At 60.6% G+C, this 12,695-nt stretch carries 17 protein-coding genes and 2 tRNA genes; 9 read left to right on the top strand and 10 right to left on the bottom strand.

The genetic code is table 11. The features are described from left to right. The first annotated feature begins 24 nt into the window (after positions 1-24). Both FVP60_RS01735 and FVP60_RS01730 read left to right on the top strand, forming a co-directional pair. Positions 25-345: a hypothetical protein gene (locus FVP60_RS01735; RefSeq protein ID WP_147824546.1), complete on the top strand. Its 321-nt coding sequence runs from the start codon at positions 25-27 to the stop codon at positions 343-345. Further along, positions 329-910, top strand: coding sequence for a nucleoside/nucleotide kinase family protein (locus FVP60_RS01730; RefSeq protein WP_147824545.1), 582 nt, complete (start codon positions 329-331; stop codon positions 908-910). Before FVP60_RS01735 ends, FVP60_RS01730 begins: the two co-directional genes overlap by 17 nt. On the opposite strand, the gene FVP60_RS01725 is transcribed toward FVP60_RS01730, so the two are convergent. The 5 genes from FVP60_RS01725 to FVP60_RS01705 form a co-directional block, all read right to left on the bottom strand. Further along, positions 907-1,368 (bottom strand): DUF2017 family protein, encoded by a 462-nt coding sequence (locus FVP60_RS01725; protein WP_187240527.1) that lies wholly within the window; start codon positions 1,366-1,368, stop codon positions 907-909. The genes FVP60_RS01730 and FVP60_RS01725 overlap by 4 nt on opposite strands. Further along, positions 1,365-1,658 (bottom strand): ATP-dependent Clp protease adapter ClpS, encoded by a 294-nt coding sequence (gene clpS / locus FVP60_RS01720; protein WP_147824543.1) that lies wholly within the window; start codon positions 1,656-1,658, stop codon positions 1,365-1,367. Before clpS ends, FVP60_RS01725 begins: the two co-directional genes overlap by 4 nt. Continuing rightward, positions 1,658-2,005 (bottom strand): metallopeptidase family protein, encoded by a 348-nt coding sequence (locus tag FVP60_RS01715; RefSeq protein ID WP_147824542.1) that lies wholly within the window; start codon positions 2,003-2,005, stop codon positions 1,658-1,660. The genes clpS and FVP60_RS01715 overlap by 1 nt, the downstream gene beginning before the upstream one ends. Before the next feature lie 57 nt (positions 2,006-2,062). Then, entirely contained in the window at positions 2,063-2,689 is a 627-nt protein-coding gene (locus tag FVP60_RS01710; protein ID WP_147824541.1) for a LysE family translocator, read from the bottom strand. Positions 2,690-2,763: 74 nt separating this feature from the next. Continuing rightward, positions 2,764-3,336 carry a hypothetical protein gene (locus tag FVP60_RS01705; protein ID WP_147824540.1) on the bottom strand — a complete coding sequence of 191 codons (573 nt, stop codon included), beginning with the start codon at positions 3,334-3,336 and terminating at the stop codon, positions 2,764-2,766. 81 nt (positions 3,337-3,417) lie between these two features. Here FVP60_RS01705 and FVP60_RS01700 point away from each other — a divergent pair, with 81 nt between their 5' ends. Further along, positions 3,418-3,816, top strand: a complete 399-nt coding sequence (locus FVP60_RS01700; RefSeq protein WP_147824539.1) for a DUF6157 family protein — start codon at positions 3,418-3,420, stop codon at positions 3,814-3,816. A 305-nt stretch (positions 3,817-4,121) separates the two neighbouring features. Continuing rightward, positions 4,122-4,949, top strand: coding sequence for a hypothetical protein (locus FVP60_RS01695; RefSeq protein ID WP_147824538.1), 828 nt, complete (start codon positions 4,122-4,124; stop codon positions 4,947-4,949). Here the strand turns inward: FVP60_RS01695 and FVP60_RS01690 are convergent. From FVP60_RS01690 to FVP60_RS01670, 5 genes are all read right to left on the bottom strand, one after another. Then, positions 4,859-6,901, bottom strand: coding sequence for an N-6 DNA methylase (locus FVP60_RS01690; RefSeq protein ID WP_147824537.1), 2,043 nt, complete (start codon positions 6,899-6,901; stop codon positions 4,859-4,861). The two genes, FVP60_RS01695 and FVP60_RS01690, sit on opposite strands and share 91 nt — an antisense overlap. A 444-nt stretch (positions 6,902-7,345) precedes the next feature. Continuing rightward, positions 7,346-7,421: transfer RNA gene (locus FVP60_RS01685), tRNA-His, on the bottom strand. Positions 7,422-7,460: 39 nt separating this feature from the next. Further along, on the bottom strand, positions 7,461-8,084 hold the full coding sequence (orn, locus tag FVP60_RS01680; RefSeq protein ID WP_147824536.1) for an oligoribonuclease: 624 nt from the start codon (positions 8,082-8,084) through the stop codon (positions 7,461-7,463). Between the two features lie 112 nt (positions 8,085-8,196). Further along, a tRNA-Arg gene (locus FVP60_RS01675) sits at positions 8,197-8,269 on the bottom strand. Positions 8,270-8,289: 20 nt separating this feature from the next. After that, positions 8,290-8,541 carry a DNA mismatch repair protein gene (locus tag FVP60_RS01670; RefSeq protein WP_147824535.1) on the bottom strand — a complete coding sequence of 84 codons (252 nt, stop codon included), beginning with the start codon at positions 8,539-8,541 and terminating at the stop codon, positions 8,290-8,292. A 124-nt stretch (positions 8,542-8,665) separates the two neighbouring features. Between FVP60_RS01670 and msrA the strand changes: the two genes are divergently transcribed. From msrA to FVP60_RS01645, 5 genes are all read left to right on the top strand, one after another. Beyond that, positions 8,666-9,190, top strand: coding sequence for a peptide-methionine (S)-S-oxide reductase MsrA (msrA, locus tag FVP60_RS01665; RefSeq protein ID WP_147824534.1), 525 nt, complete (start codon positions 8,666-8,668; stop codon positions 9,188-9,190). A 147-nt stretch (positions 9,191-9,337) separates the two neighbouring features. Beyond that, positions 9,338-9,784, top strand: coding sequence for a single-stranded DNA-binding protein (gene ssb / locus FVP60_RS01660; protein WP_147824533.1), 447 nt, complete (start codon positions 9,338-9,340; stop codon positions 9,782-9,784). Between the two features lie 87 nt (positions 9,785-9,871). After that, positions 9,872-10,393 carry a DUF6993 domain-containing protein gene (locus FVP60_RS01655; protein ID WP_147824532.1) on the top strand — a complete coding sequence of 174 codons (522 nt, stop codon included), beginning with the start codon at positions 9,872-9,874 and terminating at the stop codon, positions 10,391-10,393. A gap of 105 nt (positions 10,394-10,498) precedes the next feature. Next, positions 10,499-12,178, top strand: coding sequence for an energy-dependent translational throttle protein EttA (gene ettA / locus FVP60_RS01650; RefSeq protein WP_147824531.1), 1,680 nt, complete (start codon positions 10,499-10,501; stop codon positions 12,176-12,178). Then, entirely contained in the window at positions 12,171-12,647 is a 477-nt protein-coding gene (locus FVP60_RS01645) for an acyl-CoA thioesterase (protein WP_147824530.1), read from the top strand. The genes ettA and FVP60_RS01645 overlap by 8 nt, the downstream gene beginning before the upstream one ends. The last annotated feature ends 48 nt before the right edge of the window (positions 12,648-12,695 follow it).

Here is a 12,695-nt window from a genome sequence, read left to right as displayed (position 1 = left end):
GCCCGAGCGCGCTACGGTTAGGGTATGCCTAACATCGCACTCGAACTCGGCAAGCTGTCCTCCTCCATCGGCGCGAAGAGCGTCTACGGCGAGCAACAAGACCTCGACGGCGTGAAGATCATTCCGGTCGCGCTGACCTGGCACGGCTTCGGCGGCGGATCAGACGAAGAAGGCGCGGCTGGTGGCGGCGGCGGTGGCGCGGCCATTCCGGTTGGCGCATATGTTCGCACCGGTGACTCGATTCGCTTTGAGCCCAACATCATTTCGCTGCTGGCCGTCGCGGTCCCGTTCGTATGCGTAGCTGGTCGCGCACTTGCGCGCATCATTCGTGCCCTCAAAAAGTAACGACGCCGTCGAAGCCGCGCTGAGCCGCGCCGTCGACGATATTCAGGCGCTCGTGCGCGCATCGGGTGCGTCTGCACCGGTCGTGCTCATCGACGGTCGCTCCGGCGCAGGCAAGACCTCGCTCAGCCGGCGGCTTGCCGTGAGCCGGAGAGATGCGTACGTACTCGCCCTCGACAGCGTGTATCCCGGCTGGGACGGACTCCGCGCTGGCGCTGACCACGTGATCGACAACGTGCTGACACCGCGCGTACGTGGTGCCGAAGGCTCCTGGAACGGGTGGAACTGGCAACTGGACGTTCCAGAAACCGCCAGCCACGTGGTTCCGCTTCACGGCACGCTCATTGTTGAGGGCGCCGGCATTGTCACGGCCGCGTCAGCCGTGTTGGCTGACGTGCGCGTGTGGGTGGAGGCTGCCGATGCCGATCGCAAACGCCGGGCGCTCACGCGCGACGGCGACACCTACGCGCCGCACTGGGAACGCTGGGCGCGCCAAGAAGACCAGCACATCGCCGCGAACGATCCGCGCAGTCTCGCGGATATCGTCGTAGTCGTGCCAACCGACTAAGCCTCGGTCGCCTCAACGAGCGTTTCGAGGCGGTACGCCAGCCAATCGTAGAGCGCGTAGTTCGGATCATCGTGGTCGTGATGGTCGTTCTGCCCGATGCCGAGACGCGTTGCCATCACGAGGCGTAGCGACGCGAGCGTGCGCATCCACGCGAGGACGCTCGCATCGTCGAGCACGACAGTGATGGTTCCGTCCGTCTCGTCGTGAGCGGAACCAGCGGCTGCGTTGAGAGCGCCCAGCATCGTGGAGGCGTCTTCGCTTCGCTGCGTCAGCAGATCGGTTCGCGTCAGTCGTCGAAACTCAGCCGAGGCTTCGTCATTGTCGCGGTACGCGGCGGGGGAGAGCCGGTCGATCGCGGGGTCGTGATCGTCGGCGTCTTCATAGAGATCGAGAAGCTGAGCGACGAGTTCGGTGAGTACGTGAACTTCGCCGTCGACGAGAGTGAGCGTCGTCGTCACGTCGCAGCCTGATCGACGGTGGCCCAGAGCCCGTAACCGTGCATGGCCTGCACGTGCAGTTCCATTTGCTCGCGGGCACCGGTCGCGACGATCGCGCGACCCTCGTTGTGAACGGCGAGCATTAGTTCTTCGGCCTTCTCGTGAGTGAAGCCGAAGTAGTCGCGGAAGACGCGCGAAACGTACGACATGAGGTTGACCGGGTCATCCCAGACGGTGGTCTGCCACGACTTTGCAGGGTCGACCGTGACCTCGTGGTCGAGGTCGATGTCGGGCAAAGTGAGGGTACTCATTACGCCCAGCCTAGTTCGTGCAGGCGCGCGTCATCGATGCCGTAGAAGTGCGCGATCTCGTGAACGAGCGTGGTGTGCACCTCGTCACGCAGTTCGTCTTCGGTCTCGCAGGCGAGCAAGTGCGCCATGCGGTAGACGATAATGCGGTCGGGCAGGTCGCCCATTCCGTAACGATCGCGTTCGGTGAGGGCGAGGCCGTCGTAGAGGCCGAGGAGGTCGGTGGAGCCATCTTCGCTGTAGTCCTCCACAACGAAGATGATGTTGTCGAGGCCCGCAATCATCTCTTCGGGGAGTAGATCGAGCTCATCCGAGACGAGGTCGTCGAACGCTTCTGCGCTCATCTCCATTGTCGGCTCCGTTCTTCCGCTCGCTAGCCAGTATGTCAGCGGCCCCGGTGTCGTCGGTCAGTGAGCGATCGCGAGGAGGGCAGCGACGGCGATGAAAAGGGAACCAAAAATGCGGTTGAGAAGGCGCTGACCCTTAGCCGTGGCGGTGAGGCGTCGGAACGGGCGGGCCGCGACCGCGAAGAAGAACCACATCACAAGGATGTCAACGACGATGACCGTCGCGATCAGGATGAGGTACTGGGGGAGCGGATCTTGATCGAGGCGAATGAACTGCGGCACAAACGCCAGGAAGAAAACGATCGCTTTAGGGTTGAGGATATTGACCCAGAAGCCGCGTCGCAGCATTGACCAGCCGCTTTCGCGGCTACGCGCGGCCTCGGTGTCCTCTTCCGTGTCTTGAACGCGGGCGAAGATGAGGCGCAGGCCGAGGTAGACCAGGTACGCGGCGCCCGCATATCGCACGATCTCGAAGAGCACGGGGTTCTGCGCGATGAAGACGCCGACGCCAGCCGCCACGATGATGACATGCACCACGAGGGCGAGCTGCTGGCCAACGATGCCCCAGAACGAGCGGCGCCAGCCTTCGTTGATGGCGTTCGTCATCGTGTTCACGGCACCCGCACCAGGCGTCAGACTAATGACGACAGTGGCGAAAAGGAGCGTGACCCACAGCGTCCACGTCATTGGCGGCCTTGCAATCTCTTGAGCGGGTAATCATCCGGGCCAGCCGTGCATTGCGGGGCCTGATTCGGAGGTGCTCATCGCCGTCGATCGGCCGTTATGAGACTGCTTAAATATATCGTAGCGAGCGCTTGCACGTGCTCGACACCGCTCGCCGCGTCGAAGGTATAGCTGTTGACCGACATGCTGACCGTAGCGTAGTCACCTGGGGTAGGCGGCGTCTCAGCATAGAGATGAACTTCGTTCCAGATCACATCGATGACGCCGTCGCACTGATACGTCGAGAACGACGCGCGGGCGAGCGGGAACACCCAGCCGTTGTGTTCGATTTCGGTGAGTTCTGGAACCTCGGAAGGCTCAAGCCAGAACACACCGTCGTCTTCATGGAGCCCCGTAACGACGAGGGGTGCGGGCACATTCCCTTCTTCGACGGTCAGCGTGAAGGCAGGCAGATCGATGATCGGCTGGTCAAGCTGTTCGTCGTCATTGAGCGCCCAAGAGACATGCCAATACTGATCGACTACTGCCGACACGGCCGGGTCAGGGGTGATCCATCCCGCCTGATACCGTGCCAACCAGTTCGGATAGAGCACACAGGATTGTTCCGCGGCGGCGATCGGGCGCTCTCGATCAACAGGGACAGCAGTCATCGCGTCATTGTTGCACGCGGTGGCATCAGGCTGTCGCTTTTTTGCTATTGCCGGCCACTCTGTTCGAGCCAGACTGAACGCATGGGAAGCACGAATTACATCGGAACCTTTATTCAGGTCGCAGAAGATTGCCCCGCCTCGGTCGCTGAGCGGCCGCCCATCGGAGGTAAGGCGCCAACGGTAGCTGCGCTGCAGTACGCACTCATCGCGGAGAATCCGTACCGCTTCACGAGCGACGATGTGATGTTCGAAGTGCATGCGATGCGCAATGACATTGCCGCCGAAGCTAAGCCAGCGGAGCGCGAAGCGTTCTTTGCAAAAGACCAGGCTTGTCTTCGTTCATCGCCGCTGACCCCACGCTTAGGCAGGTCAAAGCCATGCGCTCGAAGCGAGCGGGGTAGAACTCAAAGTAATCCGATGCGAATGACGCTTCTGGATCAACGAGGCGAGCATCGGTACCGAGTACCAGGACAATACTGACCCACTCGTGCCGTTCGAGCTGGCGATCTTTGAGCGGTTACCAGCGCCGAAATCCGTGTTCAAGCACAATCAATTCCGTCATCCTCGAGCGCATCATCGCACTTCAATACACGAGACGTCGAAAATCCGCACGCGCAACTATTGCGAGTGCTGGCATCTGGAATGGGCTCACAAACGCCACCTGCGATGAACGCCCCTCGTGGTGTGTGAGGGCTATAACCGCTGTGCAGACCCAGTGCATGCGACTCCGGTTCACTAGCGCGGCATTCGCGGAGCATGGCCCTGTGCGACAGTATGGTCCTTCTATGTTGATCACTAATGCTTTAATGTTGCGCCGACTTGGCGCGAACACACTCCCTGATCAGTTGGACGCGCTGAGCGATGCGCTCGTGAGTCGGTTTAACTCAGATGTTGCTCCGGAACTCCTCAGCCGCTTGCCAACCGAAACATTGCCGACTGCTGCTCGCAATCTGAGTGCGTTCCGTAGCCGGGTCAGTGCGCTAATTGAATATTCGCTGATCAACCTCCTCGCCGGATTTTTCAAGAGTGGAGATGCGCCTGAGCTTCACGTGACCCACAACGTGACGAATCAATTCGGCGATTTTTTCATTCGAAACTCGGACTGGGTGCCCGAACTTCGGCTCGACGTTAAGACCCTTCACGACGAGAGCGCTGAAGCATCCGCCCGCTTCGACTTGCCGATCGGGGAGGTCTCGCCGCATGACGACTATTTACTTTACGTCTCGTGGCAATGGTCAACTATCCGCCACGACGACACGACATTAATGATTCCTGCACTCCTGGGAGCGTTGTTTATCCCCGCCATCGAGGTTGCGAAGGAACGCGATCTTCGGCAGGTACTTGCTGGCGGATCATTCGACTCCGACGGCATTGCGCTGGCGCAGTCTGGCAACAAGGATTCGAACTTCGGCAAGGTCAACCGGCTCGTCCATGCGACTCGCCGTGATGCTGACGACCTGAGCCCACGCGTCAAGAAGCTACTAAGGATGATCGACATTCAGGAGCGTGCAGATGAGTTGGGTCAGGCCGACAGAGCGACTCTTACGGCCGCAGGAGTTGCCACGTCGGACATGCCTTCACCGGAGGTCACGGCGTCCACGGATGAAGCATAGGCAGCATGCAGTAGTTGCTGGGCCTGCTGTCGCAGCGCATCCGCCTGCTGATGTAGCTCCCGATAGTGTGCGAACGCGGCATCTAGTTCCCGGAGAATGAGTCGCTGCTCATGCAGCGGTGGCACGGGAACTCTCAGTTGCTTCAATGCCGTGGGACTTACGCGGGGGCGTCCGACTCCGGTGACCTGGTAGACCTGCTGGCCGTAGCCGAGGTCAGACCGCAAGAGGTATGCAACGTAGTCGTCGATTACCGGAGCTGCTGGTGTTTCTTTCTGCCTCAGAACCAGAATCTCGGCCGAGCAAATCCCTCCATCGTCCTCCTCTGGCACCCGGATAACTTTGCGGAGCTTGGGGCGTAGCTTCGAAACGAGTACATCGCCACCCTGGTAGACCCGGACCGCTGAACGAATTCGTTCACCCGGCACCTGCAGGACTTCGTACTCACCGGTCTCCGCAGTAATCTCTCCAAGACCGATCCAGTTCACAATGCTGTCACCATGCAAATCGCTGGCGTTGACCCCTGAAGTGTGAAAATCATACAGCTCACTCAGCGCGTAGGTTGGCGAGCTCGCACGGGCGAGAGTTGCCGCGGCATGTGCGCGCGTCGGATGGAAGAAATTCACGTCGAGACGATCACCAGACGGCTGGCCCAAGTAGGCATCGATGTCAGCCAGGAATACCTTGTCCTGGTCCGCGTCAACCGGTAGCGCATCGAGTTCCTTGTAATGGTTCCAAGCTGCAAGCACAGCGGGCAGATCAGATAGAAGTGGGCGTACTCCGTCTACAGACGGCACTTCTTGGTAGAGAGGATCGCCGTTCGGTCGGTTACCAACGTGCTCGACATCCGCCATGAATACTGGTTTCTGATACGTGTCGCCGTCCTTCTTGGTAACCAGCACCACTGACGACTTAGCGGTTGAATAGGGCATGAACGCGACGTCAGGAAGACTGATGACGGCGCGGATGATGGATTTTTTGCGAAGTAGTTCGCGGATGTCCGCGTTACCGTCAAGGTTTAATATGCTGTCGTCAATGATGACTGCGAGCGTTCCACCAGGCTTAAGAAGTTCAAGACAACGCTCGATGAAAAGCACGCCTCGTCGTCTGGTGGGGCGGCCGCGTCCTGTGCGGAATCCGTCCAACGCGGCGGTGTCAGTCATGTCGCTACCGAAAGGCGGGTTGGTCAGGATGGTCGTGAATCCGCCGCGCGGAAGCACCTTCTGAATTTGCGGAAGAGGTTTCAACGATCCCGCGCCGGGAAGGTGAAAAACATTGGCTGGATCGCCCCCGTGAAGGAAGACGTTGATCCGGGCAACCCACGCCATTCGGGCGTCAATGTCCACGCCGTAGACCTGAGGAGGAATCTCATCCGGGTAGCGATCTGCGACGTAGTTGAGCCCGCCGACCAGGAACCCTCCGCTACCGGACGCAGGGTCACAGATGATCGAATCGAAACTGGGGTCGGCCATTCCGACGGTAAAGTCCATCAGATGACGTGGTGTGAAGTACTGCTGGTTGTCGTTCTTCTCGAACGTATCGCGCAGTAGTTCCTCGTATGCCGCGCCCTTGATGTCTACATCTACTCGATCAAGCGCGTGCGGCTGCAGCAACTTCACGATGCGGGCCACGGCCTCTACGTCCTCTGGGAAACCGCCTCGATCACGCTGCAATCCCTTCGCGAGAGGACCCTCGGTCGCCTTCAACCAAAGTTGGCGGGCACGTTCATATACCGTGCGTGAGATGTCGCCTGAGCGCCATTCCAGTGCTGGCTGTTCGGCCTTCGGCGCACCCGGCCAGTTCCCAGCAACCATGCGCTCATCGACAACCTTGATGAACAAGAGCTTCGATACAGCCTCGAACCGCTCAACAATCCCGCCGCCCATCGAGTCTCGGAACGCTTTGGACATGGAGTTGGCAAGGCGTTTGAAGCCAGCGCGATCAAGATGGTTCATGGCTCAACTCTAGACTATTGCGTCAGGTCTGACGCAAATGTCTCGGCGTGTCTGCTGACGCCTTTGTGAGAGCCTTGATGCTCGCGAACGAGACTGCGTGCGCCGCAACCGATGACGTTCAACGGTTCTTACGCACGATCTGGGTTAGCCGCCCATCTACGGAGAGTCGTGGTTCGAGACTGAATCGTGGCGGGCCGCAATAGTCGCTGCTGGAAATGGGCGCACCTACGGCGTTCCGGTTCCTCATACAGGGTGGCAGTGTAACTGGCAGCGGTTCGCAACTGGCGAGATTCTGGTGAACACACCCCTCCTCGACCGTGACTCGCGGTCATCAGAACGACGAGTCCGCCAACGATGACGCGACTCATCGGGTGTTAGCGCAAAGGCGCCCACGAAAATCTCTGAGCGGGAGGCCGTTTGCCAACGATCTCCCGCTCAGGATAGTGGGGTGAGTAACGGGGCTCGAACCCGCGACCTCCTGGACCACAACCAAGCGCTCTACCAACTGAGCTATACCCACCATGTGTTCCGAACGAGCGGAAGCACCTTCACTATTCTGTCATAGATTTTCAGCGAACTTTGCCACGACGGCCTCGGAAGCCTCGCGCGCTTCGACACTTGTCGGCCCGGGGTCAGAAACGAAGACGGCGCGGCGGTAGTACGCGAGTTCGCGGATCGATTCGAGAATGTCAGCAAGTGCCCGGTGACCGCCATCTTTTGCCGGCGCCTGGAAGTAAGCGCGCGGGTACCAGCGGCGTGAAAGCTCCTTGATGCTGGACACATCGACGTTTCGATAATGCAAAAAAGAATCTAGCTGCGGCATGTACTTTGCGAGGAACATGCGGTCGGTGCCGATCGTGTTGCCGGCGAGCGGTGCCTTCATCTCCTGTGGCACGAACTGGCGAATGTACGCGAGAGCGCGCTCTTCAGCTTCAGCGACGCTGATGCCGTCGGGGATCTCGGTGATGAGGCCGCTCGTGGTGTGCATGTTCGTCACGAACTCGCCCATGTTCTCGAGCGCGGCATCGCTCGGCTTAATGACGAGCGAGAGCCCCGGGTCGAGAATGTTGAGCTCAAAGTCGGTCACGACGATGGCGATCTCGGCGAGCTCGTCAATGCTGAGGTCGAGCCCCGTCATTTCGCAGTCGATCCATACGAGGCGGTCGTTCTCGCTTGAACTCACCGTAGCTACCTTCAATCCGTAGGGGCGGCACACCTGCTGAGCCGCCGAAATGTCGGGCTCAAGCGGGTGTGCGGGTGTTCCGCATCGCCATACGCCGCTTGCGCTCGCTGAGCCCCCCAGACACGATTCGAACGTGTGACCGGCGGATTAGAAGGCCGCTGCTCTATCCACTGAGCTACTGAGGGATGTACCTCTAGCGTACCGGTCATCGTGAGTGGCGCAGGCAAAGCAGAGCCTCGTCGGGCGACCAGAATGCACCGACGCTGCGGAATGTGGCCGTCGGAGGGTGGAACCGCATCGCGTGATAGCGCACACCCAGAGATTCGGGCAGGGCCTGAATGTTGCCGAGTACGAAACTGCGGTGGTCGGTGACTCGCCACAGGCCAGCACCAACACCACGAATGATCTCATGGTGATGCACGGTGATTTCAAGCGGCTGAGTGATGAGAGCGTTCATGTCTTCCTCCTGATCTGAATGCACTGGCCTGCGCTTACTTTGAACTGTAGGGTTGGCCTCCGACATTGGCCCTGGTAGGCCAGAATCGGCGTAGCGTTAGAGAACGACAACGGAAGGGCTATTCGTGGAAACGTATGTTTTGGCTGGCGGTTGCTTTTGGTGCCTCGACGCCGCATATCGCGCGCTCAACGGCATCTCGGAGGTTGTCTCCGGGTATATCGGCGGAGACACCGTCAACCCGACCTACGAGCAGGTCTGCACGGGTGCCACCGGCCACGCTGAGGCCGTGGCGGTGACCTTTGATCCGGAGGTGATTCCTGGTTCCGTCATTCTCGATGCCTTCTTCACGATGCACGACCCGCGCCAGCTGAATCGCCAAGGCAACGACATCGGTACACAGTACCGCTCGGCCATGTTCCCCACGTCACCTGAGCAGGAAGCCGTCTTCGACGAGGCGCGCAAGCGTGCCGCGGGTCTGTGGGACGGCGACGTCGTGACCACGATGGAAGAGGCCAGCACGTTCTACCGTGCCGAGGAGTACCACCAGGATTTCTTCACGAAGAACCCCACTCAGGGTTACTGCCTTGCCGTGGCCGTGCCCAAGGTCAATAAGGTGCGCGCCGGATTCAGCGAGTACATCAAGCGGTAATCCTCCACAGAGAACGTCTCCGTCGGGTTTATCCCCAACGGAGGCGTTTTCGGGTTTTCGATACCGCGCGGGGCACACAGTGGGTGCTGATCCGGCGCTGTTTCGGGCACGTCGGCGCCGGATCTCCACCACTGACAAGGAGAAAACATGTCTGACAGCATTACCGTCATCGGCAACCTCGCTGAAGACCCCAACCTGAAGAGCACCGCATCGGGCATCGACGTCGTGAGTCTGCGCGTCGCGAGCGCCCAACGTTGGTTCGACAAAGCAAGCGAGAAGTGGGTTGAGGGTGAACCCAACTGGTTTACGGTCGCCGCCTACCGGTCGCTGGCCCTTCATGCCGCCGGCTCCCTGCACAAGGGCGACCGCGTTATCGTGCACGGCAAGTTGCGGGTGCGGCACTGGAAAGATGGCGACCGCCGCGGTACCAATGTCGAGATTGATGCGGATGCGCTCGGTCCGGATCTGCGCTGGGGCACGACTGCGTTCACACGGGAGGCCCGTACGGAGCAGGTTGATGTTCCTGACGCGCCCGCCGATGAGTCGTTTCCGGAGTCTGTTCCCGAGGAGAAATTGGAAGAAACGCCGTTCTGAGTGGCAATTGACGCAGAAACGTACGGAATCGGGCGCCAGGGGAGTGCCACCCAGCCAATCGATGGGCGCTGGCCCTAGACTCGGCGTGTGAACTCACTGGCGCTCCGATCCCGCACGTCTGTCGCACTCGCGTTTGTCGCGGCAACGACACTGCTGTTGGCGGCATGCACCGGAACCACGACGCCAGAGGCCACGACACCGTCGGCTAGTCGCACTCCCGACGTTGGAGCACAGCAGCCGGTCGCGCCCCCGGTCGCGCCAACGGCCGATCCGGCGGCAACTTTTGTGCCGGGCGGCACGGCTGAAGAGAACCTCCCGATCTTCACCAAGGTGGTGGTCGATCAGTGGGCGGCTGGTAGCGGCGTGAACAGCACGGCATACATTGATGCCCTCGTCGCCACGGGGTTTGATCTTGCTGCGATGGAAACGACGTCCAGCACGACCACCCTCGGGAGCGACGTGGAGAGCCTGCAGTTCTCGGTGCTGATTCAAGGGTCATGCCTCGTCGGCCAGGTCGGTGCGTCCACCGGCGACCCGATTGCCGTGATCCTGCCGGAGCTGAAAGACGGCGGCTGCCTCGTCTCCGTGACGCCACAGCCAGGAACGTAGTAGTGCGCGCCGTCGAGCACCGCGCGCTCGGGCGCCAGCCGGTAGGCTAGAGGGCAGACTTCGCCCCGGGTAGGGGCAACACATCCCAGTCAGAACGGGAGCCTCATGGCTGAATACATTTACTCGATGGTTCGCGCGCGCAAGGCGGTGGGCGAGAAGCTCATTCTGGACGACGTCACCATGTCGTTCTTGCCGGGCGCCAAGATCGGTATGGTGGGCCCGAACGGTGCCGGTAAGTCCACGATCCTGAAGATCATGGCCGGACTGGACACGCCGTCCAACGGTGAGGCGGTGCTGACTCCCGGTTTCACGGTTGGCATCCTGATGCAGGAGCCCGAACTCGACGAAACGAAGACGGTGTTGGAGAACATCGAAGACGGTGTTGCCATCAAGGGCAAGCTCAACCGATTCAATGAGATCTCCGCGCAGATGGCAGACCCCGACGCCGACTTTGACGCGTTGCTCGCCGAGATGGGGAGCCTCCAGGAAGAGATTGACGCCGCTGACGGCTGGGATATCGACTCCCAGCTCGAACAGGCCATGGACGCGTTGCGCACGCCGCCGTCGGACGCCCAGATCAAGCACCTCTCCGGTGGTGAGAAGCGTCGTGTCGCGCTGGCGAAGCTCCTGTTGCAGAAGCCTGACCTGCTCCTGCTCGACGAGCCGACGAACCACCTTGATGCTGAAAGCGTGCAGTGGCTGGAGCAGCACCTGCAGAAGTACCCGGGTGCTGTCATTGCGATCACCCACGACCGCTACTTCCTCGACCACGTCGCCCAGTGGATCGCCGAGGTCGACCGTGGCCGTCTGATCGGCTACGAAGGTAACTACTCGACCTATCTCGAGAAGAAGCGCGAACGTCTTGACGTTCAGGGCAAGAAGGACGCGAAGCTCGCCAAGCGTCTCGCGGAAGAGCTCGACTGGGTGCGCTCGAACGCGAAGGGCCGCCAGGCCAAGTCGAAGGCTCGTCTGGCGCGTTATGAAGAGATGGCGGCCGAAGCAGAGCGCACGCGCAAGTTGGACTTCGAGGAGATTCAGATTCCGGCCGGTCCGCGACTCGGTTCGATCGTTATTGAGGCGAAGAATCTGCAGAAGGGCTTCGACGGTCGCTCCCTGATCTCAAACCTCTCCTTCAGCCTGCCGCCCAACGGCATCGTTGGCATCATTGGCCCGAACGGTGTGGGTAAGACCACGCTGTTCAAGACGATCGTCGGCATTGAGCCGCTCGACGGTGGAGAGCTGAAGATTGGTGAGACGGTCAAGCTCAGCTACGTCGACCAGTCGCGTGCCAACATCGACCCGAACAAGACGCTTTGGGAGGTCGTGTCAGACGGCCTCGACATCATCACCGTTGGCAAGACGGAGATCCCGTCGCGTGCGTACGTTTCGAAGTTCGGGTTCAAGGGCCCCGACCAGCAGAAGAAGGCCGGTGTGCTCTCCGGTGGTGAGCGAAACCGACTCAACCTGGCGCTGACGCTGAAGGAGGGCGGCAACGTGCTGCTGCTCGATGAGCCCACCAACGACCTCGATGTTGAGACGCTGTCGAGCCTGGAGAACGCTCTTCTCGAGTTCCCGGGTTGCGCCGTGGTGATTACCCACGACCGTTGGTTCCTTGACCGCATCGCCACGCACATCCTCGCCTACGAAGGAACCGATGAGAACCCGGACCAGTGGTACTGGTTTGAGGGCAACTTCGAGGCTTACGAAGAGAACAAGATTGCTCGTCTGGGCGCTGAGGCGGCCGCACCTCACCGTTCCACGCACCGAAAGCTCACGCGTGACTGAGCGCCTGCATATTCCCATCCACGTACGGTGGGGTGACCTTGACGCATACAACCACGTCAATAACGCCGCCATGCTGAAGCTGCTCGAAGAAGCTCGTGTGCGAGCTTTCTGGGAGCCGCTGCCCGGCGAGGAGGGGCCGTCAACCGCGGTGCTGACGCCCGGTATCGATACCGGTTTGCTGACCCTCATCGCGCGGCAAGAGATCGAGTACCTGTTGCCGGTGCCGTATCAGCGGCGTCCCCTCGACGTTCAGATGTGGTTTGGCCACATCGGGGGCTCCAGCCTCGAGGTGTGTTACGAAGTGTGGTCACCGCGAGAGGGCGGCGACCAGGTCATGTACGCGAAGTCGACCGCCGTCATCGTGCTGGTCGATGCGGCAACCGGAAAGCCGTTGCGGTTGACCGATGAGATGCGCGCCGCGTGGGAGCCCTTCATCGGCGAGCCCATTCAGTACAAGCACCGCCGATAATCTGAGCCCATCACGGGCATACGCAAAAGCGGGCGCAGCCACGAAGGC

The sequence above is a fragment of the Microbacterium mitrae genome (assembly GCF_008017445.1).
GTDB classification, from domain to species: Bacteria; Actinomycetota; Actinomycetes; order Actinomycetales; family Microbacteriaceae; genus Microbacterium; species Microbacterium mitrae.
Note: the sequence above shows the minus strand (reverse complement) of the source record. Positions and strands in the feature narration are given on the sequence as shown.